The organism is Kineococcus sp. DHX-1 (genome assembly GCF_042473625.1).
GTDB lineage: Bacteria > Actinomycetota > Actinomycetes > Actinomycetales > Kineococcaceae > Kineococcus.
Window position 1 is genome coordinate 1,819,478 of the sequence record NZ_CP170445.1, and the last position, 25,579, is coordinate 1,845,056.

Consider the following 25,579-nt stretch of genomic DNA (forward strand, 5'->3'; position numbering starts at 1 on the left):
TGAGGCACGCGCACGTGAGCAGTGAAGTCAGCACCGGGGCCACCAGCGGACCGGCCGTGGGGACCAGCCGCGTCAAGCGCGGGATGGCCGAGATGCTCAAGGGCGGCGTCATCATGGACGTCGTCACCGCCGACCAGGCGCGCATCGCCGCCGACGCCGGCGCAGTCGCCGTCATGGCGCTCGAGCGGGTGCCCGCGGACATCCGCGCCGAGGGCGGCGTCTCCCGGATGTCCGACCCGGACATGATCGACTCGATCGTCTCCGCGGTCTCGATCCCCGTCATGGCCAAGGCCCGCATCGGGCACTTCGTCGAGGCCCAGGTGCTGCAGTCACTCGGCGTCGACTACATCGACGAGTCCGAGGTCCTCACCCCGGCCGACTACGCGCACCACATCGACAAGCACTCCTTCACCGTCCCCTTCGTCTGCGGGGCGACGAACCTCGGGGAGGCGCTGCGGCGCATCACCGAGGGCGCGGCGATGATCCGCTCCAAGGGCGAGGCCGGCACGGGCGACGTGTCCAACGCCGTGACCCACATGCGGACCATCCGCGCCGAGGTGAACCGGCTGCGGTCGATGTCCCCCGACGAGGTCTACGTCGCCGCCAAGGAGATGGCCGCCCCCTACGACGTCGTCAAGGAGGTCGCCGAGACCGGCAAGCTGCCCGTCGTGCTGTTCACCGCCGGCGGCATCGCCACCCCCGCGGACGCGGCGATGATGATGCAGCTCGGCGCCGACGGCGTCTTCGTGGGCTCGGGCATCTTCAAGTCCGGCAACCCTGCCCAGCGCGCCGAGGCCATCGTCAAGGCCACGACGTTCTTCGACGACCCCGACGTGGTCGCCAAGGTGTCGCGCGGGTTGGGCGAGGCCATGGTCGGCCTGAACGTCGAGGCCATCCCCGAGCCGCACCGCCTGGCCCAGCGCGGCTGGTGACCACCCCGGAGGCGGACCTCCTCGGCCCGGAGTGGGGACACGCCCCCGACGGGGTCCGCACCCGCAGCGCGTCCCGCGTCGTCGTCCTCGACGACGCGGGACGCGTCCTGCTGCTGAGGGGGTGCGACCCCACCCGGCCGGGCACCGACTGGTGGTTCACCGTCGGCGGTGGTCGGGCGCCGGGGGAGGACCCCCGCACGGCGGCCGCGCGGGAGCTGCGCGAGGAGACCGGGCTCGACGTCGACCCGGCCGTGCTCGACGGGCCCGTCTGGTCGCGCACGGCGCACTTCCCGTTCCTCGGCGCTCAGTGCCGTCAGACCGAGGAGTTCTTCGTGCACCGCGTCGCCGAGGGCTTCGAGGTCGACCGGGCCGGCTGGACCGACCTCGAGCGCGCGTCCGTCAGCGAGTCGCGGTGGTGGGTCCCGGCCGACCTCGCCGGGTCCGGTGCCGTCTTCTACCCGGTCGACCTCCCGCGGCTCCTCGCCGAGCTCCCGCCGCACTGGTCGGGGGGAGCGATCACGGTCGCCTGACGGGTCAGCCGTCGGTGCGGGCGTTGTAGACGACCGCACCCGTCGCGGCCACGTGGGCGGCGTAGGCGCGGTAGACGTCCAGCGCCTCCTGCCGCAGGACGTCGGTGACCACCGCGATCCCGCGGGCCTCGAACTGCTCGGCCCAGTCGTCGCGCACCGGCCCCTCGTCGAAGCCGGTGATCTCCTCCAGCTCCGGTCCGGACCCGGCCACCACGAGCGTGCGCACCCCCGACCACAGCGTCGCGCCGTAGCACTGGGCGCACGGGCGCCAGTTCACGACGAGCTCACGACGGGCGCCGCCCGCGCCGAGGTCCCACGACCCGGTGGCGACCTGCGCCAGGCCGAGCGCGGTGACCTCGGCGTGGCCCGAGGAGATGCCCGTGGACAGGACGACGTTGACCCCGACCGAGACCAGCTCGCCGCTGTCGGTGTCGACGACGACCGCGGCGAACGGGCCGCCGTTGCCCTCGCGGAAGTTGCGCGCGGCGAGGCAGTGGACCAGGGCCATCCGGTCCTCCCGGGTCGGCAGGACGGCCGGCGTGCCCGACAGCTCCTCGTCCACCCAGGCGGGCAGGGCGATCGTGAAGGAGTGGGCGAGGGGCGGGGTGTCGGGCATCGGGTCGCCTTCCGGTGGGTCGTGTCGTCGGCCCGCCGAGCACGACACCGGGACCTGCGGGTGAGCAGACCCTAGGACGAGCCCGCTCACCCGCGGCGGACGACGCGCTCCAGGACGTCCACGGCGACCGCCAGGCAGTCCTCGTCGACGTCGAACTCGGCGTGGTGGTGCGGTCCGGGGTTCGCCCCGCCCACCAGGACGTAGGCGGCCGTCCCGCCCGCTCGCTGCACCTCGTGCATGAACAGGGTCGCGTCGTCGCTGCCGGACATCGCATGGGTGCGCCGGAAGTCCCGCACCCCCTCCGTCTCCTTTGCGGCGAGCTCGACGAGGTCGATGACGGACTCGTCGGGGGTGGTCCCCGCGGCGGCGCCCGACACCTCCACGGTGGCCTCCACGCCGTAGGTGGCGGCGACGCCGCGGACGGCGCGCAAGGCCATGTCCCGCAGGTCCTCGTGCGCCCGGTCGGTGCTGCCCCGGACCTCGAAGGTCAACCGCGCCTGCGCCGGGACGATGTTCGCGCCGCCGCCGGCGTGGAGCGTCCCGACGTTGACGCGCGTCTCCCCGGCGCTGTGCCGGGGCAACCCGAGCAGCGTCAGCGTCGCGGACGCAGCCGCCGCCAGCGCGTTGCGGCCGCGTTCGGGGGCCGCCGCCGCGTGCGCGGCCTCGCCCGTGAACGTCACCGCGAACTTCGTCGTGGCCAGCGCGCCGGTCGCCCCGCCGACGACCGTGCCGACCGGCAGGTCCAGGCCGAGGTGGACGGCCAGCATCCGGTCCACCCCCGAGACGACACCCGCCGCCACCATGGGCCGGGCCCCCCGCACCCCCTCCTCGGCGGGCTGGAACACCAGCCGCAGGGTGCCGGGGAAGTCCCGGTCGGCGAGGCGGTGCAGCAGCCCCACCCCGATCGCCGTGTGCCCGTCGTGGGCGCACGCGTGCATCTGACCGGTCGTGGACCGGAAGCCCTCGCGGTGCGGCGTGTGCTGGCCGCCGGTCGACTCGACGACACCGAGGGCGTCCATGTCGCAGCGGAGCCCCCAGACGGGGCCTGGCCGGTTCCCGGTCATCTCGGCGACCACTGCGGTGCCGTGGTCCCTGAAGAAGGCCGCACGGTCCGCGGGGGTCCCGGCGGCGACGGCCAGGTCGGCCCAGCGGGCGCGCTCGGCGTCGTCGGGGTACCCCGACACGTGAGCGAGGTCCATGGCCTGCGCGCCCGTGCGCAGGGTCAGCGGCAGGCCGGCCAGTTCCGTCTCGACCCGCCACGCCGTCCGGATCTCGCAGAACCCGGGTTCGGCGTGACGGTGCAGGTCGCGGCGCAGGGCGACGAGTCGTCCGTGGTCCACAGGTGTTCCTCTCGGTAGGGGGTCAGAGCCGGATCGAGCCACCGGGGCCCAGGGGCAGGTCGAAGGCGAAGAACACGCCGAGGATCGCGAGCCAGACCACCAGGAAGGGCCCCACGAACACCGACATGCGGCTCATCACCGTGCCGAGCTTCGCGTCGGGTTCCCAGCGCTGCACGAGCGTCAGCAGGATGACGAGGTAGGGGTTGAGCGGGCTCAGCGGCGAGGACGCCGAGTCGCCGATGCGGAACGCGGCCTGCGTCAGCGCCGGGTCGTACCCCAGCAGCATGAACGCCGGCACGAACACCGGGGCGACGAGGGACCACAGCGCCGAACCCGAGGTGATGACCAGGTTCAGCACGAACACCAGCAGGACGAAGAGGACGACGGCCGTGAAACCCGTCAGGCCCACCGACCGCAGCAGGTCCGCGCCCTCCACGGCCAGCCAGGACCCGAGGTTCGACCAGCTGAACAGCGCGATGGCCTGGGCGATGACGAAGATCAGGACGACGTAGCCGGCCATGGTCTTCACCGACTCGGCCATCACCGCCGGCAGCGCGTCGCGGTTCGCGAACGTCCGCGCGACGAACCCGTAGACGACGCCGGCGATCAGGAACGCCCCGAAGATCACCGGTACGACGCCGCTCAGCAGCGGGGAGGGGACCAGTGTGCCGCCCTCGCCCTGCAGCGGGCTGCCCGGCCACAGCCACGCCGTCGCCAGCGCCGTGACGTACACGACGAGCGCGGCGACGGTGACCAGCAGGCCGCGGCGCTGGGCGGGTTCGAGGTGCAGGCTCCCGAGGTCGTCGGTGGCCGCGGTCGAGGCCGCGGCGTCGAAGGTCCCCAGGCGCGGTTCGAGCACGCGGTCGATGAGGAGACCGCCCAGCAGACCCAGGACGACGCCCGAGGTCGCGGTGAAGGCGATGTTCATCAGCACGTTGAGGTCGGACACGTCCGCGCCGGGCAGCACGGCGGCGGCCTGCGTCGTGATGCCGAACAGCAGCGTGTCCAGGACGCCGACGAGGACGCCGCCGGAGTAGCCGGCGATGACGCAGGCGAAGGTGCCGATCATCCCGGCGACGGGGTGCCGGCCGGCCTTGAGGAACACCAGCGCCGCCAGCGGCGGCAGCACGATCGTCGCCACGTCGCTCATGACGTGGCCCTGGCAGGCGACCAGCGCCACGGCGTACGGGACGAGCCTGCGCGGGGCGCGGCCGAACACGGCGGTCACCGCGGCGTTCAGCAGCCCGGACCGCTCGGCGACGCCGACGGCCATGAGCATCATCAGCACGGTGCCGAACGGCGGGAAGGAGGAGAAGTTCTTCGCGAACGTCTCCAGGAACCACAGGACCCCGTCGGTGGACAGGAGACCCCGCACGGGCAGGACCTCGTCGCTGCCGGGCACGGTGACGGTGGCCCCGGACCAGGCCATGACGCTGGAGACCACCGCGATGGCGGCGAACAGGTGCAGGAAGAGGAAGAAGGGGTGCGGCAGCGCGTTGCCGGCCCGCTCGATGCCGAGCAGGACGCGGTCGAAGGCGCGCGAGGCGGCCGAGGGGCGGGTCGACGTCTGCGAAGCCGTCACGGTTCTCCTCGAGGTCGGGGCGCTGGGACAGCGCCGGGTGGGCGCGCGGGTGCCCGGCGGGGCCGGGACCGTGCACGCCGTCGGGTGCGACCACTGTGCGGCGCGTGGCACGCTCTGGGGTGGAGACGGCAGGAAGTGTCAGGAACGAGGGCTTTGGAGGCGGATCGCGTCGTGCTGGGGGAGGCGGACCTCGAACTCGTCGAGGCGCTGCAGGTCGCGCCACGCGCCAGCTGGGTGCAGCTGGGAGACGTCCTGGGGCGCTCACCGGCCTCGCTGGCGCGGCGCTGGCAGCAGGTGTCCTCCTCGGGACGGGCGTGGACGGCGCTCGTGCCCTCGACCCGGGCCCTGGATGCGATGGCCCTCACCCACGTGCAGGTGCGCTGCCGACCCGGGCTGGTGCAGGAGGTGGCCCGCGACCTCGCCCGGGACCCCGAGGTGCTGACGGTGCACTCGATCACCGGTGACTACGACGTCCTGCTGCTGCTGCGCACCGACGGCGCCGCCTCCCTGGAGCGCTACCTGGGCGAGCGCATCGGGTCCTTGCGCGGTGTCGTGCGGCAGCGGGCGCTGCCGGTGCTGCAAGCCGTCCGGCACGGCAGCATGTGGCGGCTGGGGGCACTGGGGCCGGGACAGCGCACACGTCTGCGGGAGCTCGCCGCACCGCCGCCGGCCCCCGGGTCGCGGCCGGCCACCTTCGACGAGCGCCTGGTCTCCGCGCTGAGCCAGGACGGGCGGATCACGGCCCCCGAGCTGCTGGACCGGCTGGGCGCTGACGCGCCGAGCCTGTCGACCGTGCGGCGCGACCTCGCGCGCATCCTGCGCTCCCCGGCCGTGACGGTGCGCTGCGAGGTCTCCGCCCCGGACACCGGCTGGCCGCTGGCCGGAGTCCTGTGGTGCCGACTCCCGGCGGCGCGGTTGACCGAGCTGGCCGGTGGGGCCTGGGACGACGGTACCGAGTTCGGCACGGGACTGCCCGAGGCCCGCTCCTGCACGGTCGTCGCCGGCAGCGTGAACCTGCACCTGACGGTCTGGCTGCGCGGCATGTCCCACCTGCAGGCCATCGAGCACCGGCTGGCCGCGCTGGAACCGGAGCTGGAGGTCGTCGACCGGTCGATCATCCTGTCGAGCCTCAAGCGGATGGGGGCGCTGCTGCGGGACGGCCGCCGGGTGGGGACCGTCCCGACCGCCCTGCTGCGTGGGAGCAGCTGGTGACCGGTGTCCGGCCGGGTGCGGGGTCGTCCGAGCCCGCCCCTACCCTCCTGCGGTGAGCAGCGCCCGTCCCACGATCGGTGTCCTCGCCCTGCAGGGCGACGTCCGCGAGCACGTCGCGGCCCTCGAGGCCGGAGGTGCGCGGGCCGTTACGGTCCGCCGTCCCACCGAGCTCGCGGCCGTGGACGGGCTCGTCCTGCCCGGCGGCGAGTCCACCACCATCGACCGGCTGCTGCGGGTCTTCGAGCTGCGCGACGAGCTGCGCGCGCGCATCGCCGACGGCCTGCCCGTGTACGGCTCCTGCGCCGGGATGATCCTGCTGGCCGACCGCCTGCTCGACGGGGCGCAGGGGCAGGAGACGCTCGGCGGCCTCGACGTCACCGTGCGCCGCAACGCCTTCGGACGTCAGGTGGACTCCTGGGAGGAGCACCTGCCGCTGCCCGGCGTCACCGACGGCGGGCCGCCCGTGGACGCGGTCTTCATCCGGGCGCCGTGGGTGGAGGAGGCCGGGCCGGACGTGCAGGTGCTGGGCCGGGTGGGCTCCGGGCCGGCCGCGGGTAGGATCGTCGCCGTGCAGCAGGGCGCTCTGCTGGCCACGGCCTTCCACCCGGAGATCACCGGGGACGACCGGGTGCACCGCCACTTCGTGGCGATGGTGCAGGAGCGGGACTGAGGCACACCTTTTCGAGCAGTTGCAGCGAGGCGGAGGGAACCACATGTCCGGCCACTCCAAGTGGGCGACGACGAAGCACAAGAAGGCCGTCGTCGACGCCAAGCGCGCCAAGAGCTTCGCTCGGCTCATCAAGAACATCGAGGTCGCGGCCCGCACGGGCGGCGGTGACCCCGCCGGCAACCCCACGCTCTACGACGCCATCCAGAAGGCGAAGAAGACCTCGGTCCCGGCCGACAACATCGACCGCGCCGTCAAGCGCGGCTCCGGTGCCGAGGCCGGCGGCGCCGACTGGCAGACGATCATGTACGAGGGCTACGGCCCCAACGGCGTCGCCCTGCTCGTCGAGTGCCTCACGGACAACAAGAACCGGGCCGCCATGGAGGTCCGGACGGCGATGACGCGCAACGGCGGCTCGATGGCCGACCCGGGCAGCGTCTCGTACATGTTCAGCCGCAAGGGCGTCGTCGTCATCGGCAAGGAGGGGACCGACCTCAGCGAGGACGACGTCCTCCTCGCGGTCCTCGAGGCCGGCGCCGAGGAGGTCACCGACCAGGGCGACACGTTCGAGGTCGTGTGCGAGGCCACCGACCTCGTCGCCGTGCGCGAGGCGCTGCAGGCGGCGGGGATCGACTACGACTCGGCCGAGAACAGCTTCGTCCCCAGCGTCCAGGTGCCCCTGGACGCCGACGGCGCCACGAAGGTGTTCAAGCTCATCGACGTCCTCGACGACTGCGACGACGTGCAGAACGTCTTCGCCAACTACGACGTCTCCGACGACGTGATGGCGGCCCTCGAGGACGCCTGACACTCCGCCCCGCAGCACCTCACGGCCCCCGCGACCACTCCGTGCGATCGTGGGGGCCGTGCGCGTGCTGGCGGTGGACCCCGGCCTGACCCGGTGCGGGATCGGGGTGGTCGACGCGGTCCGCACGGGCCGGCGGGCCGCCATGGTCGGCGTCGGCGTCGTGCGCACCCCCGCCGACGACCCCGTCGAGGCGCGGCTGCTCGCCATCAGCGAGGGTCTGGAGACTTGGCTGGACGCCCACCGTCCCGATGTCGTCGCCGTCGAGCGCGTCTTCGCCCAGGCCAACGTGCGCTCGGTCATGGGGACCGCGCAGGCGGCGGGTCTCGTGCTCGTGGCCGCGGCCCGGCGGGGTCTGCCCGTCGCCATGCACACCCCGAGCGAGGTGAAGGCGGCGGTGACGGGGGACGGCCGCGCCGGGAAGGAGCAGGTGACGACGATGGTCACCCGCATCCTCGGCCTCGACAGCCCTCCGCGACCGGCCGACGCCGCCGACGCGCTCGCCCTGGCCCTGTGCCACCTGTGGCGGGGCGGGGCGACCTCCCGGCTGGAGGCCGCCGCGCACTCCGCTCTCGTGACGGGCCGGCGGAACGCCTACGCCGAAGCGGAGGCTCAGGCGAGGCGCTCGCGCAGGAACGTCGTGGTGCGCTCCCAGGCCAGCTCGGCGGACTCGCGCCGGTAGTTGGGGCGCTCGTCGTTGTAGAACGCGTGCGGCGCGGGGTACTCGTGCAGCGTCACGTCCACACCGGCCTGCTCACGGATGCGCTCCGCCGTCGCGCGGACGGCGTCCAGCGGCACCGAGGTGTCCTCTTCGCCGTAGTGGCCGAGGACGTCCGCGCGCAGACCCGAGAAGTCGGTGTCCTCGCCCGGCAGGCCGTACCACGGCACGGCCGCCCCGACCCGCTGGCCCTGCTGGGCCGCGAGGCGCAGCACGAAGCCACCGCCCATGCAGAAGCCGACCGCGCCCACGGTCGAGGACGTCACCTCGGGCCGGTCCAGCAGGTACGTCACGGCTCCTGCGAGGTCCTGGGCGGCCTGCTCGGCCGGCAGGTCCGTCATGAGCTGGGCGGCCTCGGCCGAGTCGTGGGTCGTGCGGCCGCCGTAGAGGTCGGGGGCCAGGGCGACGAAGCCCTCGCGGGCGAAGCGGTCGACGATGGCGGCGATGTGGTCGGTCAGGCCCCACCACTCCTGGATGACGATGACGCCGGGGCCGCTGCCGGACTCGGGCACCTGGAGGTAGCCGTGCGCGTGGCCCGACTCGGTGGCGCTGTCGAAGGTGACGTTCTGCAGGGCGTTGGCGTTCTGCTCGTGGCTCACGGAGAGCACTCTGCACCGGCGTGCCGGGTCCGTCGTGTCGGAGGGGCCGTCTAGCGTCTCGTACTGGAGCCGGCGCCCTGCGTCGGAGTGTTCGTCTCGGGTCTGGAGGTCGTGTGATCGCGTCGGTGCGCGGGCGGGTGCTCGCGGTGCGGCTGGACTCGGCGGTCGTCGAGGTGGGCGGCGTCGGGATGTTCGTCCTGGCGGCGCCGGCGACGCTGGCGGGGCTGCGGGTCGGCGAGGAGGCCCTGCTGCACACGACGCTCGTGGTGCGCGAGGACTCCCTCACGCTGTTCGGCTTCGCCGACGCCGACGAGAAGGAGGTCTTCGAGATCGTCCAGACCGCCTCCGGAGTGGGGCCGAAGATGGCGCTGGCGATGCTCGCCGTGCACCGGCCGGACGGGATCCGGGCCGCCGTCGCCGCCGACGACCACGCCGCCCTCGTGCGCGTCCCCGGCATCGGCAAGAAGACGGCGCAGCGCATCTGCCTGGAGCTGGGGGACCGGCTCGGCCCGCCCGCCGGTGCTCCGGCCCCCGCTCCGGTCACGGGCGGTGGCGACCCGCGCAAGGACAGGGTCGTCGAGGCGCTCGTCGGGCTCGGGTACCCGCTCAAGCAGGCCGGTGACGCCGTCGACGTGGTCCTGGCGGACGGGGCGGCCGACGCCGACGTGCCGGGTGCCCTGCGGGCGGCCCTGCGCCACCTGTCGGGTCGCGGATGAGCGAGCGGTTGGTGACGACGGGCGCGGACGAGCGGGAACGGGCCGCCGAGTCGGCCCTGCGCCCGCACGGCCTCGACGAGTTCGTCGGGCAGAAGGTCGTCCGCGAGCAGCTCTCGCTGGTCCTCGACGCGGCCAAGGCGCGGCAGGCGCCGAGCGACCACGTCCTCTTCTCCGGTCCGCCCGGTCTGGGGAAGACGACGCTGGCGATGATCGTCGCCTCCGAGATGGGCGCCCCCCTGCGCCAGTCCAGCGGTCCGGCGATCCAGCACGCGGGGGACCTCGCGGCCGTCCTCAGTTCCCTCGACGAGGGGGAGGTGCTCTTCCTCGACGAGATCCACCGGATGGCGCGGCCGGCCGAGGAGATGCTCTACATCGCGATGGAGGACTTCCGCGTCGACGTCGTCGTCGGCAAGGGGGCCGGGGCGACGGCGATCCCCCTCGAGCTGCCGAAGTTCACCCTCGTCGGGGCCACGACGCGGGCCGGGCTGCTGCCGGCGCCGCTGCGGGACCGGTTCGGCTTCACGGGGTACCTCGACTTCTACACGCCCGAGGAGCTCGTGCAGGTGCTGCGGCGCAGTGCTTCCCTGCTCGGGGTGCAGCTGACCGCCGAGGGCGCGGCCGAGATCGGCGGCCGGTCCCGGGGGACGCCCCGCATCGCCAACCGCCTCCTGCGGCGGGTGCGGGACTGGGCGCAGGTGCGCGGCTCCGGCATCGTCGACCGGAACGCGGCGCGCGCGGCGCTGGAGGTCTACGAGGTCGACGAGCGTGGGCTCGACCGTCTCGACCGCGCCGTCCTGGACGCGTTGTGCCGGCGCTTCGGCGGCGGACCCGTCGGGCTGTCGACGCTGGCCGTGGTCGTGGGGGAGGAGGCCGAGACGGTCGAGACCGTCGCCGAACCGTTCCTCGTGCGCGAGGGCCTGCTGGGGCGCACGCCACGCGGGCGCATCGCCCTGCCCGACACGTGGGCGCACCTGGGGTTGACCCCGCCGCGCGACGCCCCTGTCGGCGCCGCCTGGCAGCTCCCCCTGGAGGACGGTCCCGGGGGTGTCGGGCCGCGGGAGCCGACCGGGTGAACCCCTAGACTGCCCGGGCGAGTCGGTCCCGCGCCGTGCTCCTGCCCCCGTCCCGCGGAACCCGGCAGGTGCCTGTGGCGTTGGGTCGGCCGAGTCGGCACAGGGCCGACACAGGTGCCGGTGAGTCGTCGATCCCGCCGGTGCGGAGAGGTGTTTCCCGTGGGTGGTAGCAGCAGCTCGTTGTTCTTCCTGTTGATCATGGCCGCGCTGCTGGTCTTCATGTTCAGCCGGACGCGCAAGCAGCAGAAGGCCCAGCAGCAGATGCAGAACGACATCGGCCCGGGTGCCGAGGTCATGACGACCTCCGGCATGTTCGGGACGGTCGTCGAGCGCACGGCCGAGCACGTGGTCATCGAGATCGCTCCCGGCCTGCAGACCCGCTGGACGCCGCGCGCCGTGGCCCGCGTGGTCACTCCCGTGGCTCCCGTCGAGGAGGCTCCGCTGAACGAGGCCGACCGAGCGCCGGACTCCCTCGAGGGGCTCGACCTGACCAAGCGCGACGGGGACACGCCCGGCGAGAGCGGAACCGGTACCCCTCGCGCATAGCGATTACTGGTATGACAGCAGTCGTCCACGAGCAGTGACAAGCTTGCGCTGACCGGGTGGTGGTCCCGCCACCCGGACGGCGCCTGTCCCGAGGTGTTGAGTGTCCAACGACCGGCCCACCGGCCCCCCACGCGTGCGCCGCGGCGCACCGATCCGTCGACCCCACCCCGGCCGCACCCTGGTGGCCTTGGTGCTCGTCGTCGTCGCCGTCTTCGCGGCGGTGGGGGCCGGTTCGATCTGGAGCTCGGCGAAGTGGTCGCCGGGTCTGGCGCTCGACCTCGAGGGCGGGACGCAGGTCGTCCTGACGCCGCGGTCCTCCACCGGCGGGGCCGTGCCGGCCGACCAGGTGCAGCGGGCCGCCGAGATCATCCGTCAGCGCGTCGACGCCACGGGGCTGTCTGAGACCGAGGTGCAGGTCCAGGGCGGGCAGAACATCTCGGTCTCCATCCCCGGTGAGGCGACGCGCCAGCAGCTCGACCTCATCTCCCAGTCGGCGCAGCTGCGCATGCGCGTCGTCCTGTACGCCGAGGCTGTCCAGCCGGCTGCGACGCCCACGCCGAGCGCGACGCCCTCGGGGACGGCCACCCCGAGCGGGACCGGGACGGCGACCTCCACGGGGGAGGCGAGCGCTCCGGCCACGACGCCGGCCCCGACGCAGAGTGCGGACGGTGCGGCCGCCCCGGCCGCGCTGCAGGCCGCGACGACGCCCCCGGCCGAGCCCCAGGCGACGACCACGGCGCCGAGCCTCGCCGAGATCGCGACGCCCACCCCGACGCCCGGTCCGGGACAGCCGTCCACGACGCCGACGCCCTCTCCGTCCGACGCCAGTGACCTCGCCTGGCGCGACATCCCGGAGGTCGCTCAGATCTTCAGCCGTCTCGACTGCTCCGACCCGGCGCAGCGCCAGGGCGGAATCGTCGACGACCCGACGAAGCCGCTCGTCACCTGCGACCAGGACGGCACCTACAAGTACGTGCTCGGCCCGGCCGAGCTCGAGGGCACCGACCTCGTCAGCGCCACCGCGGCGCAGGCGACCAACAATCAGGGCTTCACGACGGGCGCGTGGGTCGTCCGCATCAAGTTCGACTCCGCCGGCGCCGCCAAGTTCTCAGACCTGACCACCCGCATCTCGACGCTCGAGTCGCCGCGCAACCAGTTCGCCGCCGTCCTCGACGGCCTGGTCGTCACGGCCCCGACGGTGGACCAGCGCTTCGGCGCCGACGTCGACATCGAGGGCAACTTCACCCAGGCCTCCGCCGACGCCCTCGCCCAGCAGCTGCAGTTCGGTGCGCTGCCGGTGTCCTTCACGGTGCAGACGCTGGACCAGGTGTCCGCCACGCTCGGGTCGGACCAGCTGCGCAACGGCCTCATCGCCGGTGTCGTCGGCCTCGTCCTCGTCGTGGCCTACATGCTCGTCCAGTACCGGGCCCTGGGCCTGGTGACGATCGCGAGCCTCGTGCTCTCGGGGGCGCTGACCTACGGCGTCATCCTGCTGCTCAGCTGGCTGCAGGGCTTCCGCCTGAGCCTGGCCGGGGTGGCCGGTCTCATCGTGGCCATCGGCGTCACCGCGGACTCGTTCATCCTGTTCTTCGAACGCGTGCGCGACGAGATCCGCGACGGCCGCATCCTGTCCTCGGCCGTCGAGGCCGGCTGGCGGCGCGCCCGGCGGACGATCATCGTCTCCGACGCGGTCAGCCTGCTGTCGGCCGTCGTCCTCTACATCCTCGCGGTGGGCAACGTCCGCGGGTTCGCCTACACCCTGGGCATCACGACGATCATCGACCTCGTCATCGTCGTGCTGTTCACCCACCCCGTGGTCGCGGTCCTGGCGAAGACGAAGTTCTTCGGCGGCGGGCACAAGCTGTCCGGTTTCGACCCCGAGCACCTCGGGTCCGTCGTGGCGCGGCACGCCCTGCACCACGGCGAGCACCGGCCGACCGTCGCCGAACTGCGGCGCGCCGAGCGCGAGAAGGCCCGCAGCGGCGGGGGAGCGGGCGACACACCCCGAGACGACCGGGACGACGCGAACGGGGACGACTCCTGATGGGCATGGCGCAACTGGGCAACCGGCTCTACACCGGTGAGTCCTCCTTCGACTTCGTCGGCCGCAAGAAGCTGTGGTTCCTCATCGCCGCGGCCCTCGTGCTGGTCTCCGCGGTGCTGCTGTGGAAGCCGGGTCTGACGTTCGGGATCGAGTTCGAGGGCGGCTCGGAGTTCCGCGTCACGGGCTCGGCCAACCAGGACGCCGCTCGCGAGGCGGTCCAGGCCGTGGTCCCCGGCAGCGAGCCGACGGTGACGAGCGTCGGTCAGAACGGCGTGCGCGTCCAGACCGAGACGCTGACGTCCGGGCAGCTCGACAGCATCCGCGGTGAGCTGGCCCAGCGGATGCGGGTGGCGGAGACCAACGTCACGACCTCCACCGTCGGTCCGAGCTGGGGCGCCGACGTCACGAACAAGGCCGTGACGGGTCTGGTCGTGTTCCTCGTCCTCGTCTCGATCGTCATGACGCTGTACTTCCGCGCCTGGACGATGGCCCTGGCCTCGCTCGTCGCGCTGTTCCACGACCTCGTCATCACCGCCGGTGTCTACGCGGCCGTCGGGTTCGAGGTCACGCCGGCGTCCGTCATCGGGTTCCTCACGATCCTCGGGTACTCGCTGTACGACACCGTCGTGGTGTTCGACAAGGTCCGCGAGAACACGACGGAGGCGTTCCTCAAGCGGGACCGGACGTTCTCGCAGGCCGCCAACCTGGCGATCAACCAGACCGTCGTCCGGTCGGTGAACACGACGGTCGTCGCGCTCCTGCCCGTCGCGGCGATCCTCTTCATCGGGGACCTGCTGCTGGGCGCCGGCACCCTGCGCGACATCAGCCTCGCGCTCTTCGTCGGGATGCTCGTCGGCGCGTACTCCTCGATCTTCGTGGCGACGCCGCTGCTCGTCGTGCTCCGGGGCCGCGAGGCCCGCGTCAAGGAACTCGACGCGGCGGCCACCGGTCCTGCCCGCACCGAGGACACCGTCGCCGCCGCGGAGCCGCAGGCGTGACCCTCCAGCTTCCCGACGAGACCGCCGTCCGCACCGCCGAACTGGTCGTCCGCGGGTTCCGCGACGTCCCGGACTTCCCCGAGCCCGGGGTCGTCTTCAAGGACATCACGCCGCTGCTCGCCGACCCGGCGGCCTTCGGGGCCGTGACGCGCGTCCTCGCCGACCTCGCGACGTCGGTGGGAGCGGACGCCGTGGCCGGCATCGAGGCCCGGGGCTTCATGCTGGCCGCCCCGGCCGCCGAGCGGGCCGGGGTCGGGTTCTGGCCCGTGCGCAAGGCCGGGAAGCTGCCGCCGCCCGTGCTGCGGCGCGACTACGCGCTGGAGTACGGCAGCGCCTCCCTGGAGCTGGCGGCCTCGGCCGTCACACCGGGGGCCAGGGTCCTCGTCGTCGACGACGTCCTCGCCACGGGCGGGACGGCGCGGGCGGCCTGCGAACTCCTCGAGGAGGCCGGGGCGCACGTCGTCGGTCTCGTCGTGCTCCTGGAGCTGGGCTTCCTGAGCGGTCGGGCGGGTCTGGGCGACCGGGCCGTCGTGGCCCTGCACACCCAGGACTGAGGCACCCGGTCCCCCGCGGACCGGTGAGGTGGCGCACGGTGCTCCCGGGCCCGACCTAGACTGGACCTCCGGACGACACGGAGGACGCCATGGCAGACGGCACGGACACCCACGCCCCGAGCGCCCCCGCCACGCCCGACGACACGCCGGACGCGACGAGCAGGCCCCCCGCGCCGCAGGGCGCCGTGGTCCCCGCGCCCCAGCCCGCCGAGCGGCCCGCAGGGGGCGCCCGGCCGAACGGCCCGGAGCGCCGCCGCGGCCAGGAGCAGTACACCGGCCCCGTCACGGCCGGCCGCATGCTCTCCCGGCTGGCCCGCTTCGGCCAGCACCGGCAGCAGAGCGTCTCGCCCGTCCTGGAACCGCTGCTGCGCACCGTCCGCGCGACGCACCCCAAGGCCGACCTGTCGGTGGTGGAGAAGGCGTTCGAGCGCGCCGAGCGCGCCCACGACGGTCAGCGCCGCAAGAGCGGCGACCCGTACATCACCCACCCCGTCGCCGTGGCGACGATCCTGGCCGAGCTCGGCATGACGCCCTCGACGCTGGCGGCCGCCCTCCTGCACGACACCGTCGAGGACACCGACTACACGCTGCAGATGCTGCGCGCCGACTTCGGCGACGAGATCGCGCTGCTCGTCGACGGGGTCACCAAGCTCGACAAGGTCACCTACGGCGACGCCGCCCAGGCCGAGACCGTCCGCAAGATGGTCGTGGCGATGGCCAAGGACATCCGCGTCCTCGTCATCAAGCTGGCCGACCGGCTGCACAACGCGCGCACCTGGCGGTACGTCTCGGCGACGTCGGCGGAGAAGAAGGCCCGCGAGACGCTCGAGATCTACGCGCCCCTGGCGCACCGGCTCGGCATGAACACCATCAAGTGGGAGCTGGAGGACCTGTCCTTCGCGACGGTCTACCCCAAGGTGTTCGACGAGATCGTGCGCCTCGTCGCCGACCGCGCCCCGGCCCGCGAGGAGTACCTGCAGGGCGTGCGGGCCCAGATCGAGGACGACCTCAAGGACGCGCGGGTCAAGGCCACCGTCACGGGCCGGCCCAAGCACTACTACTCGATCTACCAGAAGATGATCGTGCGCGGCCGCGACTTCGCGGAGATCTACGACCTCGTCGGGGTCCGCGTCCTGGTCGACTCGGTCCGCGACTGCTACGCCGTCCTCGGTGCGCTGCACGCGCGCTGGAACCCGGTCCCCGGCCGGTTCAAGGACTACATCGCCATGCCCAAGTTCAACATGTACCAGTCGTTGCACACGACGGTCATCGGGCCCGAGGGCAAACCCGTCGAGATCCAGATCCGCACGTACACGATGCACCAGCGCGCCGAGTACGGCGTCGCCGCGCACTGGAAGTACAAGGACGACCCCAACGCGGTGGCGGCCGGCACGCGGCCGCAGACGGAGATGGACTGGCTGAAGTCCGTCGTCGACTGGCAGCGGGAGTCCGCCACGGGCGACTTCCTCGACGACCTGCGCTGGGAGATCGGCGCGAACCAGGTCTTCGTGTTCACGCCCAAGGGGGACGTGCAGCAGTTGCCGGCCGGCTCGACGCCGATCGACTTCGCGTACGCCGTCCACACCGAGGTCGGGCACCGCACGATGGGCGCCCGGGTCAACGGCCGGCTCGTCCCGCTCGACTCCACCCTCGACAACGGCGACCTCGTCGAGGTCTTCACCTCCAAGGCGGACGGGGCGGCGCCCAGCCGGGACTGGCTGACCTTCGTCAAGAGCCCCCGGGCGCGCAACAAGATCAAGCAGCACTTCTCCAAGGAGCGCCGCGAGGAGGCGATCGAGGAGGGCAAGGACGAGATCGCGCGCGCCATGCGCAAGCAGCACCTGCCGCTGCAGCGCCTGCTGTCGCACGACTCCCTCCTCGTCGTCGCCCGCGAGCTGAACCACCCCGACGTCTCCGCGTTGTACGCCGCGGTGGGGGAGCGGCACGTCTCGGCCCAGCACGTCGTCGACAAGCTCATCGCGGCCGTCGGCGGGGAGGCCGCCGTCGAGGAGGACCTCGCCGAGGCGACCACCCCGGGCCGCAACCGTCCCAGCCGCAGCAGCGGTGAGGCCGGCGTCGTCGTCGCCGGGGCCGACGACGTGTGGGTCAAGCTCGCCAAGTGCTGCACACCCGTGCCGAACGACCCGATCGTCGGGTTCGTCACCCGCGGCGCCGGGGTGTCGGTGCACCGCGAGGACTGCGAGAACGTCGTGACCCTGCGCCAGGAACCCGAGCGCATCGTCGACGTGCAGTGGGCCTCGGCCATGCCCACCGGGCAGACGCGCCTGTTCCTCGTGCAGATCCAGGTCGAGGCGCTGGACCGGCCCCGGCTGCTCTCGGACGTCACGCGGGTCCTGTCGGACACCCACGTGAACATCCTCTCGGCGACCGTCAGCACGAGCCGGGACCGCGTGGCCCTGTCGAAGTTCTCCTTCGAGATGGCCGAGCCCAGCCACCTGAACCAGGTCCTCGGGGCGGTCCGGAAGGTCGACGGCGTCTTCGACGCCTACCGGGTCATGGCGTCGCGTCCGCAGAAGAGCTGACCGGGCGCGGAGGCGCGTTGCGCGGCAGCGACAACGCCTGGCGCGCCGCCCGCACACCGGTGCGTCCGCGGGCGGCGCCACTGGCGTGCAGGACGGCGTCCTCGTCGAGGAGCCCGGCCGCCGTGAGCGCCGACCGCCAGCGTCCGGCGCGCTGCGGGTGGGCGGTGGCGGCGTCCAGCAGTGCCCTGGCGGGGATGCTCACCCGCAGCCCGCCGACCGTCGTGACCTCCCCGGCGGCCGGGCGGGCCCGGCTGGACACCACGGTGAGGCCACCGACCTCGACCGCCGTCCCCGACCGGCTCCCGGCGACCTGCACCCGCGACGGGGCGGCCAGGGGGTGCCCGAGGTGCACCCACAGCGCGGCGACGCCGAGCAGGACCACCCCCGGCGACAGGAGCAGGGCCAGGGCCTGCGCCCGCACGGGGGCGTCCGCGACGGCGTCGACGCCGACGTCACCGGCCACGAGCACGTCCCCGACGACGCGCCGCACCTGTCCGTGGCGCAGTTCGTCCTCCCACGACTCGGCGGGTCCGGCCCGCCACGGCAGGCCGGCGTCGACCTGACCACCGCGGGTGAGGACGGCGGTCAGCCAGGGGGTGCGCACACCGGCCACTCCAGCAGTCCGGGCCCGGACGCGCGAGACCCCCGCCCACGGCTGTGGACGGGGGTCTCGTGGACGTCACGCGCGGCTGCTGAGGGTCAGCGCACCTCGCGCAGGGTGGCCTGCGCCGCGTCCAGCCACGCACGACGGGCCCGCAGGGCCTCCTCGGCGCGGGACAGGGCGCGCGCGTCGCCGGAGGCGCGTGCCTTCTCGACGTCGGCCTCGAGGTCGCGGATGGCGTTCTCGAGCTGGCTGGCGAGCCCGCCCGCGCGCGCCTGCGCCTCGGGGTTGGTCCGGGACCAGCGCGCCTGCTCGGCGTCGCGGACGGCCGTCTCGACGGCGCGGAGCCGACCCTCAACTCGGCCGAGGTCGCCGCGCGGGACCTTGCCCGCGGCCTCCCAGCGGTCCTGGATGCTGCCGAGCGCCTTCTTGGCCGCCGCGAGGTCCTTGATCGGCAGCAGGGCCTCGGCCTCGACGAGCAGCTGCTCCTTGACGACGAGGTTCTCCTTGAACTCCTCGTCCACCGCGTCGTTCGCCCCGGTGCGGGCGGCGAAGAACACGTCCTGCGCCGCGCGGAAGCGGTCCCAGAGCGCGTCGTCGTCCTTGCGCCCCAGCCGGCCGGCCGCCTTCCAGCGGTCCATGAGCGCGCGGTAGGCGTTCGTGGTCCCGCGCCAGTCCGTCGACGTCGAGAGCGCCTCGGCCTCGGCGACGAGCTTCTCCTTGTCGGAGCGGATCGAGTTGCGCTGCTCGCCGAGCGCGGCGAAGTGGTGGCGGCGCATCTTGTCGAACGCGCTGCGGGCGTGGCTGAACCGCTTCCACAGCTCGTCCTCGGACCGCTTGTCGAGCCGGCCCTCGCGTTGCGCCGTCTTCCAGTCCTCGAACAGGGTCCGCAGCCGCTCGCCCGAGGCGCGCCACTGGACCTTCTCCGGGTCCTGCCCGGCGATGCCCTCGGCCTCCTCGACGATGGCCAGCCGCGCGGTGCGCAGCTCCTCGCGGTGGGCCGCGCGGGCGCGGTCGGCCGCGGCGCGGGCCTCGTCGGCGACGGTGGCCAGGGCCTCGACCCGGGCCGTGAGCGCGTCGAGGTCGCCGACGGCGCGCGTCTCGGCGAGGGCCGTGCGCAGCCCGCTGACGCCCGCGACGATGTCCTTGCCGCCGAGCTCGGTGCTGCGCAGCCGCTGGTCGAACAGGTCCACCTGCGCGACGAGCTCCTCGTACTTGCGCACGAAGTAGGCGACGGCCTCCTCGGGCGTGGCGTCGGGGTAGGCGCCGACCTCGTGCTCGCCGTCGGCCCGCCGCACCCAGACGGTGCCGTTCTCGTCGACCCGGCCGAACGCCGCGGCGGCCTCCCGGTCCACGGTGGTGGTGTGACCGACCTCGGCCGCCTCCGGAGCCGCGGCGACCGGCGGGGCCGGGGGCTGCACGGGACGCGGGGTGGGCCGGACCGCACCGGGCGTCGGGCGCGGGGCCGGGGCCGGCGTCGCCGGCCGTTCCTGCGTGGTCTCCTCCGTCGCCGGGGGCTCCTCGGAGGCGTTGCCCTGAGCCTCGGCGGGGGCCTCGACGGGCGCCTCGACGGGGGCGTCCGTGGGCGCCTCGGCCTGCGCGTCGGGGGTGGTCTCGGTGGTCTGGGGGGTGTCCGCCACGTCCTGGGAGGACGCCGGCTCCTGCGGCTGCTCGGTCACCTGCCTCATTCTAGGTCCCCGACCCCCCGAACGGCGCGGCCCGTGACCGCGCGCCGCGTCCTGGTCGCTGCGGGTCACTAGGCTCGCGGGGTGATCGTCGACCGCATCGAGGCGTCCGTCTTCGGGACGAACTGCTACGTGCTGGCTCCCCAGGACGGCGCCGAGTGCGTCGTCGTCGACCCCGGCGTCGGGGTGGCGGACCGGCTCGCGGACCTGCTGCGGCGGCGCCGGCTCAAGCCCGTGGCTGTGCTGCTGACGCACGGCCACGTCGACCACACGTGGTCGGTGACGCCGGTGTGCGGCGCCCACGGCGTCGCCGCCACCATCCACGCCGACGACGCGTACCGGCTGCACGACCCGCTGAGCACCCTGGGCGGTCCGCTGCGGGCGGCGCTGGAGGCCACGACGGGCCGGGTCACCTGGGCCGACCCGGAGGAGGTCGTCACCGTCCAGGACGCCCAGCGCTGGTCCGGGGCGGGGTTGGAGCTGACCGTGACGCACGCCCCGGGGCACACCGAGGGGTCCGTCCTGTTCACCGTCGACCGCCCCGGTCGCCCCGACCTCGTGCTGTCCGGCGACGTCCTGTTCGCCGGATCCATCGGCCGGACGGACCTGCCGGGCGGCGACCCGTCGGCGATGCGCCGCAGCCTGGTCGAGAAGGTCCTGACCCTCGCCGACGACGTCGACGTCCTGCCCGGGCACGGCCCCGCCACGACCGTGGGCCGCGAGCGGGTGACCAACCCCCACCTGCTGGCGCTGCGCTGAGCCTCAGTCCTCGACCACCACGCCGAGGTGGGCGGCCATCAGCGGGGCCAGCTGGAGGAGCTGGCTGGAGCTGACGACGGCCCCGCGCAGGTCTCCCACGCCGTCGAGGCCCTCGGTGATCTCGCTGCCCCGCAGGTCGACGGCCTCCAGCCGGGCGCCGGTGACGTCGAGACGGCCGATCCGGCAGTCGGAGAACCGCACGCGTCGCAGGTGGGCCGAGCCCAGGTCGAGGTCGCGCAGGTCCACGCCGTCGAACGTCACGTCGACCAGGTCGGCCCCGCGGAGGTTGGCGAAGTCGACGCGCCCGCCCCGGACCAGCACGCGGTTCCACGAGGCGGTCGACAGGTCCAGGGCCCCGATCCGGCACCCCTGGACGACCGTGTCCCGCCAGGTCCCCGCCCGCCACGGCGCCTCGGTCGCGCCCAGACCCGCGATGCGGCAGTCGACGAACCGTGCACCGGCCAGCTGGAGCGCGTCGGCGCGGGAGGAGCGCACGACGCACCCCAGGAACCGCGCGTCGCGGGCGTCGACCCCGGACAGGTCCAGCTCGGCGGGGAACAGCTCACCGTCGTGGTCGCCGCCGGCGACCGGCGGGTGCGCGCGGTGGCGCAGCTCGCCCTCGTCCGCGGGCAGGTCGGGGCTCGGCAGGGCCGGGACGGGGCGGGTGGCGTCGGACCGGGCGGGGACCCGGCGGGGGGTCGGCACGGCGGCAGCCTGGCACAGGTGCCCTCAGGAGGGTCGGTGTCGGACCGTCAGTGCACCGCGAGGTCCTCCGCCGCGAAGCCCAGGACGCGGACCCGGCCGTCGGCGGACGCCAGGACCCGGCCCCGGGCGACGACGACCCCGTGCCGCGGCGGCGCGACGCGGAAGCGCACGTCGTAGGGCAACCCGGTGGAGGCCGACGAGCGCAGGGCGGAGGAGACCAGGGAGCGGTCCTCGCCGTGCACGGTGCGCTGCAGCCACTCCGGCAGCGAGGCGTGTCCCGCTTCCTGCCCCAGGCCGTACAGCGCCCCGCTGCGTGCGTCCCACGCGACGGAGTCCTCCGCGGCGTCGTACTCCCAGGCGCCCGTCGTCTCGCTGGGCAGGGCCGCCTCGCCGGAGACGCGCAGGTCGACGACGCGTCCGGCGGTGGGGAGCATGCCGGCCAGCCGGGCCCGCAGGGCGGGGGGGACGAGGTGCAGCGTGGAGGTCGAGCGGACGTCGGCCAGGACGCGGGCCAGGGCCTCGTAGGCCAGTCCGTCGCCCTGGACGACCACGCGGTCCTCGACGCCCTGCTGGTCGTCCACGGCGACGGCGTCGACCAGGACGGTCAGGACCGGGTCCGGGGCGTCGGGCAGCTCGTCGCCCCACAGCGTCTCCAGGGCCTCGCGGACCCGTTCTGCCCTGCGGCGCAGGTGGTGTTCTCGACTGAGCGCGTCCGGCACCGCCGACCTCCCTCGTCGGCGCCTCCTGCTGGACGCCTCTCCTCACGGTCGCGACCGCAGTCCACCCGGGTTCGGCGTCTGAGCGCTCCCAGCAGTGAACCGTCCTGGTCGTCCGGTGACAACCCGGTGGGAGCCGCACTCGTCTGGTCGAGTGACCAGATCTGGTCACGTGACCAGATCCCGGGGTACCGTCGGCGTCGTACCCCTCGACACCTCGTCACCCGCGGGCCCCGCCCGCCGACCCACCGGGAGCCCCCGTGACCCAGACGCCCACCCCCACCGGCAGCGCCGCCGTCACCGTCCGCCCCGCCGGCACCGCCGACCTGCCCGCGGTCAGCCGCGTCCTCGCCACCGCCTTCGCGGCCGACCCCGTCATGGCGACGTTCGTCCAGGGGCCGGGGGACCGTCGGTCCCGCCTCGAGGGCTTCTTCCGCGCCGTGCTCCTGTCCGGCCCCGCCCGTCACGGGGCCGTCGACGTCGCCGTCGACGCCGACGGCCGTGTCCTCGGAGCGGCCGCCTGGGAGGCTCCCGGCGGCTCGGGACACCTGCTGGCCCAGGCCCGCCGGCTCCCGCTGTTCCTCGCCAGCCTGGGCCTGCTCGGCATCCGGCGCGCCCTGCGCAACCAGTCCGTGCTCGCCGAGCACCGGCCCCGCCCGGCCCACTGGTACCTGACCGCGATCGGGGTCGGTGACGGCGCTCGCGGGCTCGGGGTCGGGTCCCGGCTGCTCGACGCCCGGCTGCGCGAGCTCGACGCGCGCGGCGACGCGGCCTACCTCGAGGCGTCCACCCCGCGCAGCCGCGCGCTCTACGAGACCTTCGGGTTCCGCCACCTCGCCGCCATCCGCGGCCTCGGTGCCGGGGTCAGCCCGTCGTCGATGTGGCGGCCCGCCGTCTAGCCGGTGCGGCGGGTCACCTGTCGGTGACCCGCTCCACGGGCAGGGCCGCCACGAACAGTCCGGCCGTGCCGACGACCGCGGCCGCGGCCACGAAGAGCGGCCCGAACCCGCCGGTCCCGGTGACGATCAGCGCCGCGGCGAGCGGACCGAGGTTCTGCGGCAGCGACGCCGCGATCCCGAGCACCGCGACCGCCGCCGCCGGGCGCTCGGTCCGGGACGCCACGGTCGCCACGACGGCCTGGTCGACGGCCATGAAGGCGCCCCAGCCGACGCCGAGAACAACCCCGGCCAGGAGGACCGTCGCACGGTCCGGGACCAGCGCGAGGGCCAGCGCCGCGCCCCCCTGCAGCGCGACGGAGGCGACGAGGAAGCGCCGGCGCGCCCGCCACCGGTCCGACAGCGGCCCGCACACCGCGGCCGTCAGGACGGTGGCCACGACGTAGACGAGGACGACCTGGACGAGGAAGTCCTCGGCGTCGGCCATCCGCAGGCGGTAGGTGAAGAAGAACAGCAGCAGCGTCGTGCCGAGCGCGTTGCCCAGCACGAGCAGCCCCCGGACCCCGAGCCCCGCCAGCAGGGGCCGGGACGACCCGCGACCCGACCCCTCCACCACCGGCTCCGCCACTCCCGGGTCGACCGCGAGGGCGAGGGCCGGGGCCAGCGGCCGGGGTGGCCTGCCGACGGCGTAGGGGACGCAGGCCGCGACGACCGCGCCCGCCAGCAGCAGCCCGCCCGCCCGGGCGTCCTGCGCGGCGGACGCGGCCAGGGCGGTGCCGAGCACGATGCCGAGGGCGTTCGCCGCGGCGACGCCTGTCGAGACCGTCCCGCGCTGCCCCGGCGGGACGCGGCGCGTCACGGCCACGGTGAGCACGGTCCCGGCGGCGCACAGCCCCAGCAGGGTCAGGCTCCAGGCGAGCGCAGCGCCCAGCAGCGTCGACTGGACGCCGAGGACGACGAGCCCGAGGGCGCACAGCGCGACCGACCCGACGTACCAGCCACGGTGGGTGGCGTCGGTGGGGGTCCGGTCCAGGGCCCGCCCCACGAGCGGCAGGGCGAGCGCGGAGACCAGCCCGCCCGCCCCCGCGACGACCCCGAAGTCGCGGACGACCCCGAGCCAGTCGCTGCCGGTGTCCAGCCGCGCCGTGAGCTGCGGCAGCAGGACCTGCAGCGGGGCGAACTGGGCGACCCACAGGCCCAGCCAGGCCAGGACGAGCGCCCCGGTCCACCGCTTCCAGGGCTCGGCGGCCGTGCCGGCGGGACCCTCCGTCCCGGCGGCCGGGACCGCCGGGACGGGGCTCAGCGCCCGCCGGGGGAGACGTGCCACCAGACGGCCTTCCGCCGGGTCCACAGGTCGAACGCGTCCAACGACTTCTCGGGGGACCCGAAGCCGGACTGCTTGAAACCGCCGAACCGGGTCGTGATGTCCCCCTCGCTGTAGGAGTTCACCGAGACGACGCCGGCGTCCAGGGCACGAGCGACCCGCAGCGCCCGGTCGCCGTCGCGCGTCCACAGCGAGGCGGCGAGGCCGTACCGGGTGTCGTTCGCCCGCTGCACCGCCTCCGCCTCGGTGCAGAACGTCGAGACGCTGACGACCGGCCCGAACACCTCCTCCTGCTCGAGCTCGGCGTCGGCCGGCAACCCCGCCAGCACCGTCGGCGGGTAGAAGAACCCCGGGCCGGGCAGGGCGTCACCGCCCGTGTGCACGACGGCCCCGGCGGCCCGGGCCCGGTCGACGAGGCCGCGGACGCGCTCGCGCGCGGCGGCGCTGACGAGCGGGCCGATCTGGGTGGCCGGATCGGCGGGGTCGCCGACGACGAGCGCGGCCGCCCGTCCGGCGAGGCCGTCGAGCAGCTGCTCGGCGACGTCGGCCTGGACGAGGACGCGGGAACCAGCGGTGCAGTTCTGGCCACCGGACAGGAACGCGGCCTCGGTGACCGCGTCGAGCAGCCTCTCGGTCTCGGCCGCGCCGGCCCCGTCGAGAGCATCGGCGAACACCACCTGCGGGCTCTTGCCGCCCATCTCCAGCGCGACCCGCTTGAGGTTGCTGTCGGTGGCGGCGTGCAGGACGGCCCGTCCCGACGCGGTGGACCCCGTGAAGGACAGCGCATCGACGTCGGGGTGCGCGGCCAGCGCCGCCCCCGTCACCGGGCCGGTCCCCGTGAGCACGGTGAGCACGCCGTCGGGAACCCCGGCGCGGAGCGCGAGTTCGGCCAGCCGCAGCGAAGACCCGGGCGTGGCGTCGGCGGGTTTCAGCAGCAGGCTGTTGCCCGCCGCGAGGGCCGGCCCGACCTTCCACGCCGTCATCGCCAGCGGGTAGTTCCACGGCAGGACGGCCGCACCGACGCCGACGGGTTCCAGCAGGGTCATGGACAGCGCGTGTGCCGTCCCGCCCTGGGCGCCGCCGGTGACGGCGGAGGTGAGCTTGTCCGCGGCGTCGGCGAACCACCGCAGCGACTCCACCGCCCCCGGCAGGTCGTTCTCCCGCACCTCCGTCACCGGCCGGCCGGACTGCCGGGAGTCCAGCGCGGCGAGTTCGTCGGCGGCGTCCTCGACGAGGTCGGCGAGCCGGCGCAGCACGGTGGCGCGTTCGCGCACCGGCCGCTGCGACCAGGTCCCGGCCGTGAACACCCGGCGGGCCCGGGTCACGGCCGCGTCGACCCCGGCCGCGTCGTGGACGGGGACGTGCTCCACCACCGCGCCCGTCGCCGGGTCGACGAGGGGCACGGTCTGTTCCGTGGT

25 protein-coding genes are annotated in these 25,579 nt (G+C 74.3%); 15 read left to right on the plus strand and 10 right to left on the minus strand.

Features of this window, described 5'->3' with window-relative positions:
* The first annotated feature begins 14 nt into the window (after nucleotides 1-14).
* Together pdxS and ACFEMC_RS08755 are read left to right on the plus strand one after the other, a co-directional pair.
* A complete protein-coding gene (gene pdxS, locus ACFEMC_RS08750) occupies nucleotides 15-932 on the plus strand; it encodes a pyridoxal 5'-phosphate synthase lyase subunit PdxS (protein WP_380175494.1) in 918 nt (305 codons plus the stop codon).
* Nucleotides 929-1,462, plus strand: coding sequence for an NUDIX hydrolase (locus ACFEMC_RS08755; RefSeq protein ID WP_380175496.1), 534 nt, complete (start codon nucleotides 929-931; stop codon nucleotides 1,460-1,462). The genes pdxS and ACFEMC_RS08755 overlap by 4 nt, the downstream gene beginning before the upstream one ends.
* A gap of 4 nt (nucleotides 1,463-1,466) precedes the next feature.
* Here the strand turns inward: ACFEMC_RS08755 and ACFEMC_RS08760 are convergent, their stop codons facing one another.
* From ACFEMC_RS08760 to ACFEMC_RS08770, 3 genes are all read right to left on the minus strand, one after another.
* Nucleotides 1,467-2,078 carry a nucleoside deaminase gene (locus ACFEMC_RS08760; protein ID WP_380175498.1) on the minus strand — a complete coding sequence of 204 codons (612 nt, stop codon included), beginning with the start codon at nucleotides 2,076-2,078 and terminating at the stop codon, nucleotides 1,467-1,469.
* 86 nt (nucleotides 2,079-2,164) lie between these two features.
* Nucleotides 2,165-3,418, minus strand: a complete 1,254-nt coding sequence (locus ACFEMC_RS08765) for an amidohydrolase (RefSeq protein ID WP_380175500.1) — start codon at nucleotides 3,416-3,418, stop codon at nucleotides 2,165-2,167.
* Between the two features lie 22 nt (nucleotides 3,419-3,440).
* Nucleotides 3,441-5,000, minus strand: a complete 1,560-nt coding sequence (locus tag ACFEMC_RS08770; RefSeq protein ID WP_380175501.1) for an AbgT family transporter — start codon at nucleotides 4,998-5,000, stop codon at nucleotides 3,441-3,443.
* Between the two features lie 171 nt (nucleotides 5,001-5,171).
* Between ACFEMC_RS08770 and ACFEMC_RS08775 the strand changes: the two genes are divergently transcribed.
* Genes ACFEMC_RS08775 through ruvC form a run of 4 tightly spaced genes read left to right on the plus strand, consistent with a single transcriptional unit; the run spans nucleotide 5,172 to nucleotide 8,366 of the window.
* Complete coding sequence (locus tag ACFEMC_RS08775) at nucleotides 5,172-6,212, plus strand: Lrp/AsnC family transcriptional regulator (protein WP_380175503.1); 1,041 nt, start codon at nucleotides 5,172-5,174, stop codon at nucleotides 6,210-6,212.
* A 52-nt stretch (nucleotides 6,213-6,264) separates the two neighbouring features.
* Nucleotides 6,265-6,882 (plus strand): pyridoxal 5'-phosphate synthase glutaminase subunit PdxT, encoded by a 618-nt coding sequence (gene pdxT / locus ACFEMC_RS08780; RefSeq protein ID WP_380175505.1) that lies wholly within the window; start codon nucleotides 6,265-6,267, stop codon nucleotides 6,880-6,882.
* Between the two features lie 43 nt (nucleotides 6,883-6,925).
* Entirely contained in the window at nucleotides 6,926-7,687 is a 762-nt protein-coding gene (locus ACFEMC_RS08785; RefSeq protein ID WP_367640706.1) for a YebC/PmpR family DNA-binding transcriptional regulator, read from the plus strand.
* Nucleotides 7,688-7,745: 58 nt separating this feature from the next.
* The gene (ruvC, locus tag ACFEMC_RS08790) at nucleotides 7,746-8,366 is read left to right on the plus strand and encodes a crossover junction endodeoxyribonuclease RuvC (RefSeq protein ID WP_380175507.1); all 621 of its coding nucleotides are present in this window, start codon (nucleotides 7,746-7,748) and stop codon (nucleotides 8,364-8,366) included.
* Here ruvC and ACFEMC_RS08795 read toward each other — a convergent pair.
* The gene (locus tag ACFEMC_RS08795; protein ID WP_380175509.1) at nucleotides 8,297-9,001 is read right to left on the minus strand and encodes a dienelactone hydrolase family protein; all 705 of its coding nucleotides are present in this window, start codon (nucleotides 8,999-9,001) and stop codon (nucleotides 8,297-8,299) included. The two genes, ruvC and ACFEMC_RS08795, sit on opposite strands and share 70 nt — an antisense overlap.
* Before the next feature lie 113 nt (nucleotides 9,002-9,114).
* On the opposite strand from ACFEMC_RS08795, the gene ruvA reads away from it, so the two are divergent.
* From ruvA to ACFEMC_RS08830, 7 genes are all read left to right on the plus strand, one after another.
* Nucleotides 9,115-9,717 (plus strand): Holliday junction branch migration protein RuvA, encoded by a 603-nt coding sequence (gene ruvA / locus ACFEMC_RS08800; RefSeq protein WP_380175511.1) that lies wholly within the window; start codon nucleotides 9,115-9,117, stop codon nucleotides 9,715-9,717.
* Nucleotides 9,714-10,790, plus strand: coding sequence for a Holliday junction branch migration DNA helicase RuvB (gene ruvB / locus ACFEMC_RS08805; protein WP_380175513.1), 1,077 nt, complete (start codon nucleotides 9,714-9,716; stop codon nucleotides 10,788-10,790). The genes ruvA and ruvB overlap by 4 nt, the downstream gene beginning before the upstream one ends.
* Before the next feature lie 159 nt (nucleotides 10,791-10,949).
* Complete coding sequence (yajC, locus tag ACFEMC_RS08810) at nucleotides 10,950-11,336, plus strand: preprotein translocase subunit YajC (RefSeq protein ID WP_380175515.1); 387 nt, start codon at nucleotides 10,950-10,952, stop codon at nucleotides 11,334-11,336.
* Between the two features lie 100 nt (nucleotides 11,337-11,436).
* The gene (secD, locus tag ACFEMC_RS08815) at nucleotides 11,437-13,380 is read left to right on the plus strand and encodes a protein translocase subunit SecD (RefSeq protein ID WP_380175517.1); all 1,944 of its coding nucleotides are present in this window, start codon (nucleotides 11,437-11,439) and stop codon (nucleotides 13,378-13,380) included.
* On the plus strand, nucleotides 13,380-14,378 hold the full coding sequence (gene secF, locus ACFEMC_RS08820) for a protein translocase subunit SecF (protein ID WP_380175518.1): 999 nt from the start codon (nucleotides 13,380-13,382) through the stop codon (nucleotides 14,376-14,378). Before secD ends, secF begins: the two co-directional genes overlap by 1 nt.
* Nucleotides 14,375-14,932 (plus strand): adenine phosphoribosyltransferase, encoded by a 558-nt coding sequence (locus tag ACFEMC_RS08825; protein WP_380175520.1) that lies wholly within the window; start codon nucleotides 14,375-14,377, stop codon nucleotides 14,930-14,932. Before secF ends, ACFEMC_RS08825 begins: the two co-directional genes overlap by 4 nt.
* An 89-nt stretch (nucleotides 14,933-15,021) precedes the next feature.
* Nucleotides 15,022-17,475: a RelA/SpoT family protein gene (locus tag ACFEMC_RS08830; protein WP_380175521.1), complete on the plus strand. Its 2,454-nt coding sequence runs from the start codon at nucleotides 15,022-15,024 to the stop codon at nucleotides 17,473-17,475.
* On the opposite strand, the gene ACFEMC_RS08835 is transcribed toward ACFEMC_RS08830, so the two are convergent.
* Nucleotides 17,447-18,079, minus strand: coding sequence for a hypothetical protein (locus tag ACFEMC_RS08835; RefSeq protein ID WP_380175523.1), 633 nt, complete (start codon nucleotides 18,077-18,079; stop codon nucleotides 17,447-17,449). The genes ACFEMC_RS08830 and ACFEMC_RS08835 overlap by 29 nt on opposite strands.
* A gap of 95 nt (nucleotides 18,080-18,174) precedes the next feature.
* Nucleotides 18,175-19,764 carry a DUF349 domain-containing protein gene (locus ACFEMC_RS08840; RefSeq protein WP_380175525.1) on the minus strand — a complete coding sequence of 530 codons (1,590 nt, stop codon included), beginning with the start codon at nucleotides 19,762-19,764 and terminating at the stop codon, nucleotides 18,175-18,177.
* A gap of 81 nt (nucleotides 19,765-19,845) precedes the next feature.
* Here ACFEMC_RS08840 and ACFEMC_RS08845 point away from each other — a divergent pair, with 81 nt between their 5' ends.
* Entirely contained in the window at nucleotides 19,846-20,520 is a 675-nt protein-coding gene (locus tag ACFEMC_RS08845; RefSeq protein ID WP_380175527.1) for an MBL fold metallo-hydrolase, read from the plus strand.
* Between the two features lie 3 nt (nucleotides 20,521-20,523).
* On the opposite strand, the gene ACFEMC_RS08850 is transcribed toward ACFEMC_RS08845, so the two are convergent.
* Together ACFEMC_RS08850 and ACFEMC_RS08855 are read right to left on the minus strand one after the other, a co-directional pair.
* Nucleotides 20,524-21,225, minus strand: coding sequence for a pentapeptide repeat-containing protein (locus ACFEMC_RS08850; protein ID WP_380175529.1), 702 nt, complete (start codon nucleotides 21,223-21,225; stop codon nucleotides 20,524-20,526).
* A gap of 47 nt (nucleotides 21,226-21,272) precedes the next feature.
* Nucleotides 21,273-21,944, minus strand: coding sequence for a hypothetical protein (locus ACFEMC_RS08855; RefSeq protein ID WP_380175531.1), 672 nt, complete (start codon nucleotides 21,942-21,944; stop codon nucleotides 21,273-21,275).
* 257 nt (nucleotides 21,945-22,201) lie between these two features.
* Between ACFEMC_RS08855 and ACFEMC_RS08860 the strand changes: the two genes are divergently transcribed.
* Nucleotides 22,202-22,840 carry a GNAT family N-acetyltransferase gene (locus ACFEMC_RS08860; protein WP_380175533.1) on the plus strand — a complete coding sequence of 213 codons (639 nt, stop codon included), beginning with the start codon at nucleotides 22,202-22,204 and terminating at the stop codon, nucleotides 22,838-22,840.
* Nucleotides 22,841-22,853: 13 nt separating this feature from the next.
* On the opposite strand, the gene ACFEMC_RS08865 is transcribed toward ACFEMC_RS08860, so the two are convergent.
* Nucleotides 22,854-24,164, minus strand: coding sequence for an MFS transporter (locus tag ACFEMC_RS08865; RefSeq protein WP_380175535.1), 1,311 nt, complete (start codon nucleotides 24,162-24,164; stop codon nucleotides 22,854-22,856).
* A complete protein-coding gene (locus ACFEMC_RS08870; RefSeq protein ID WP_380175537.1) occupies nucleotides 24,137-25,564 on the minus strand; it encodes an aldehyde dehydrogenase family protein in 1,428 nt (475 codons plus the stop codon). Before ACFEMC_RS08870 ends, ACFEMC_RS08865 begins: the two co-directional genes overlap by 28 nt.
* Nucleotides 25,565-25,579: the final 15 nt, after the last annotated feature.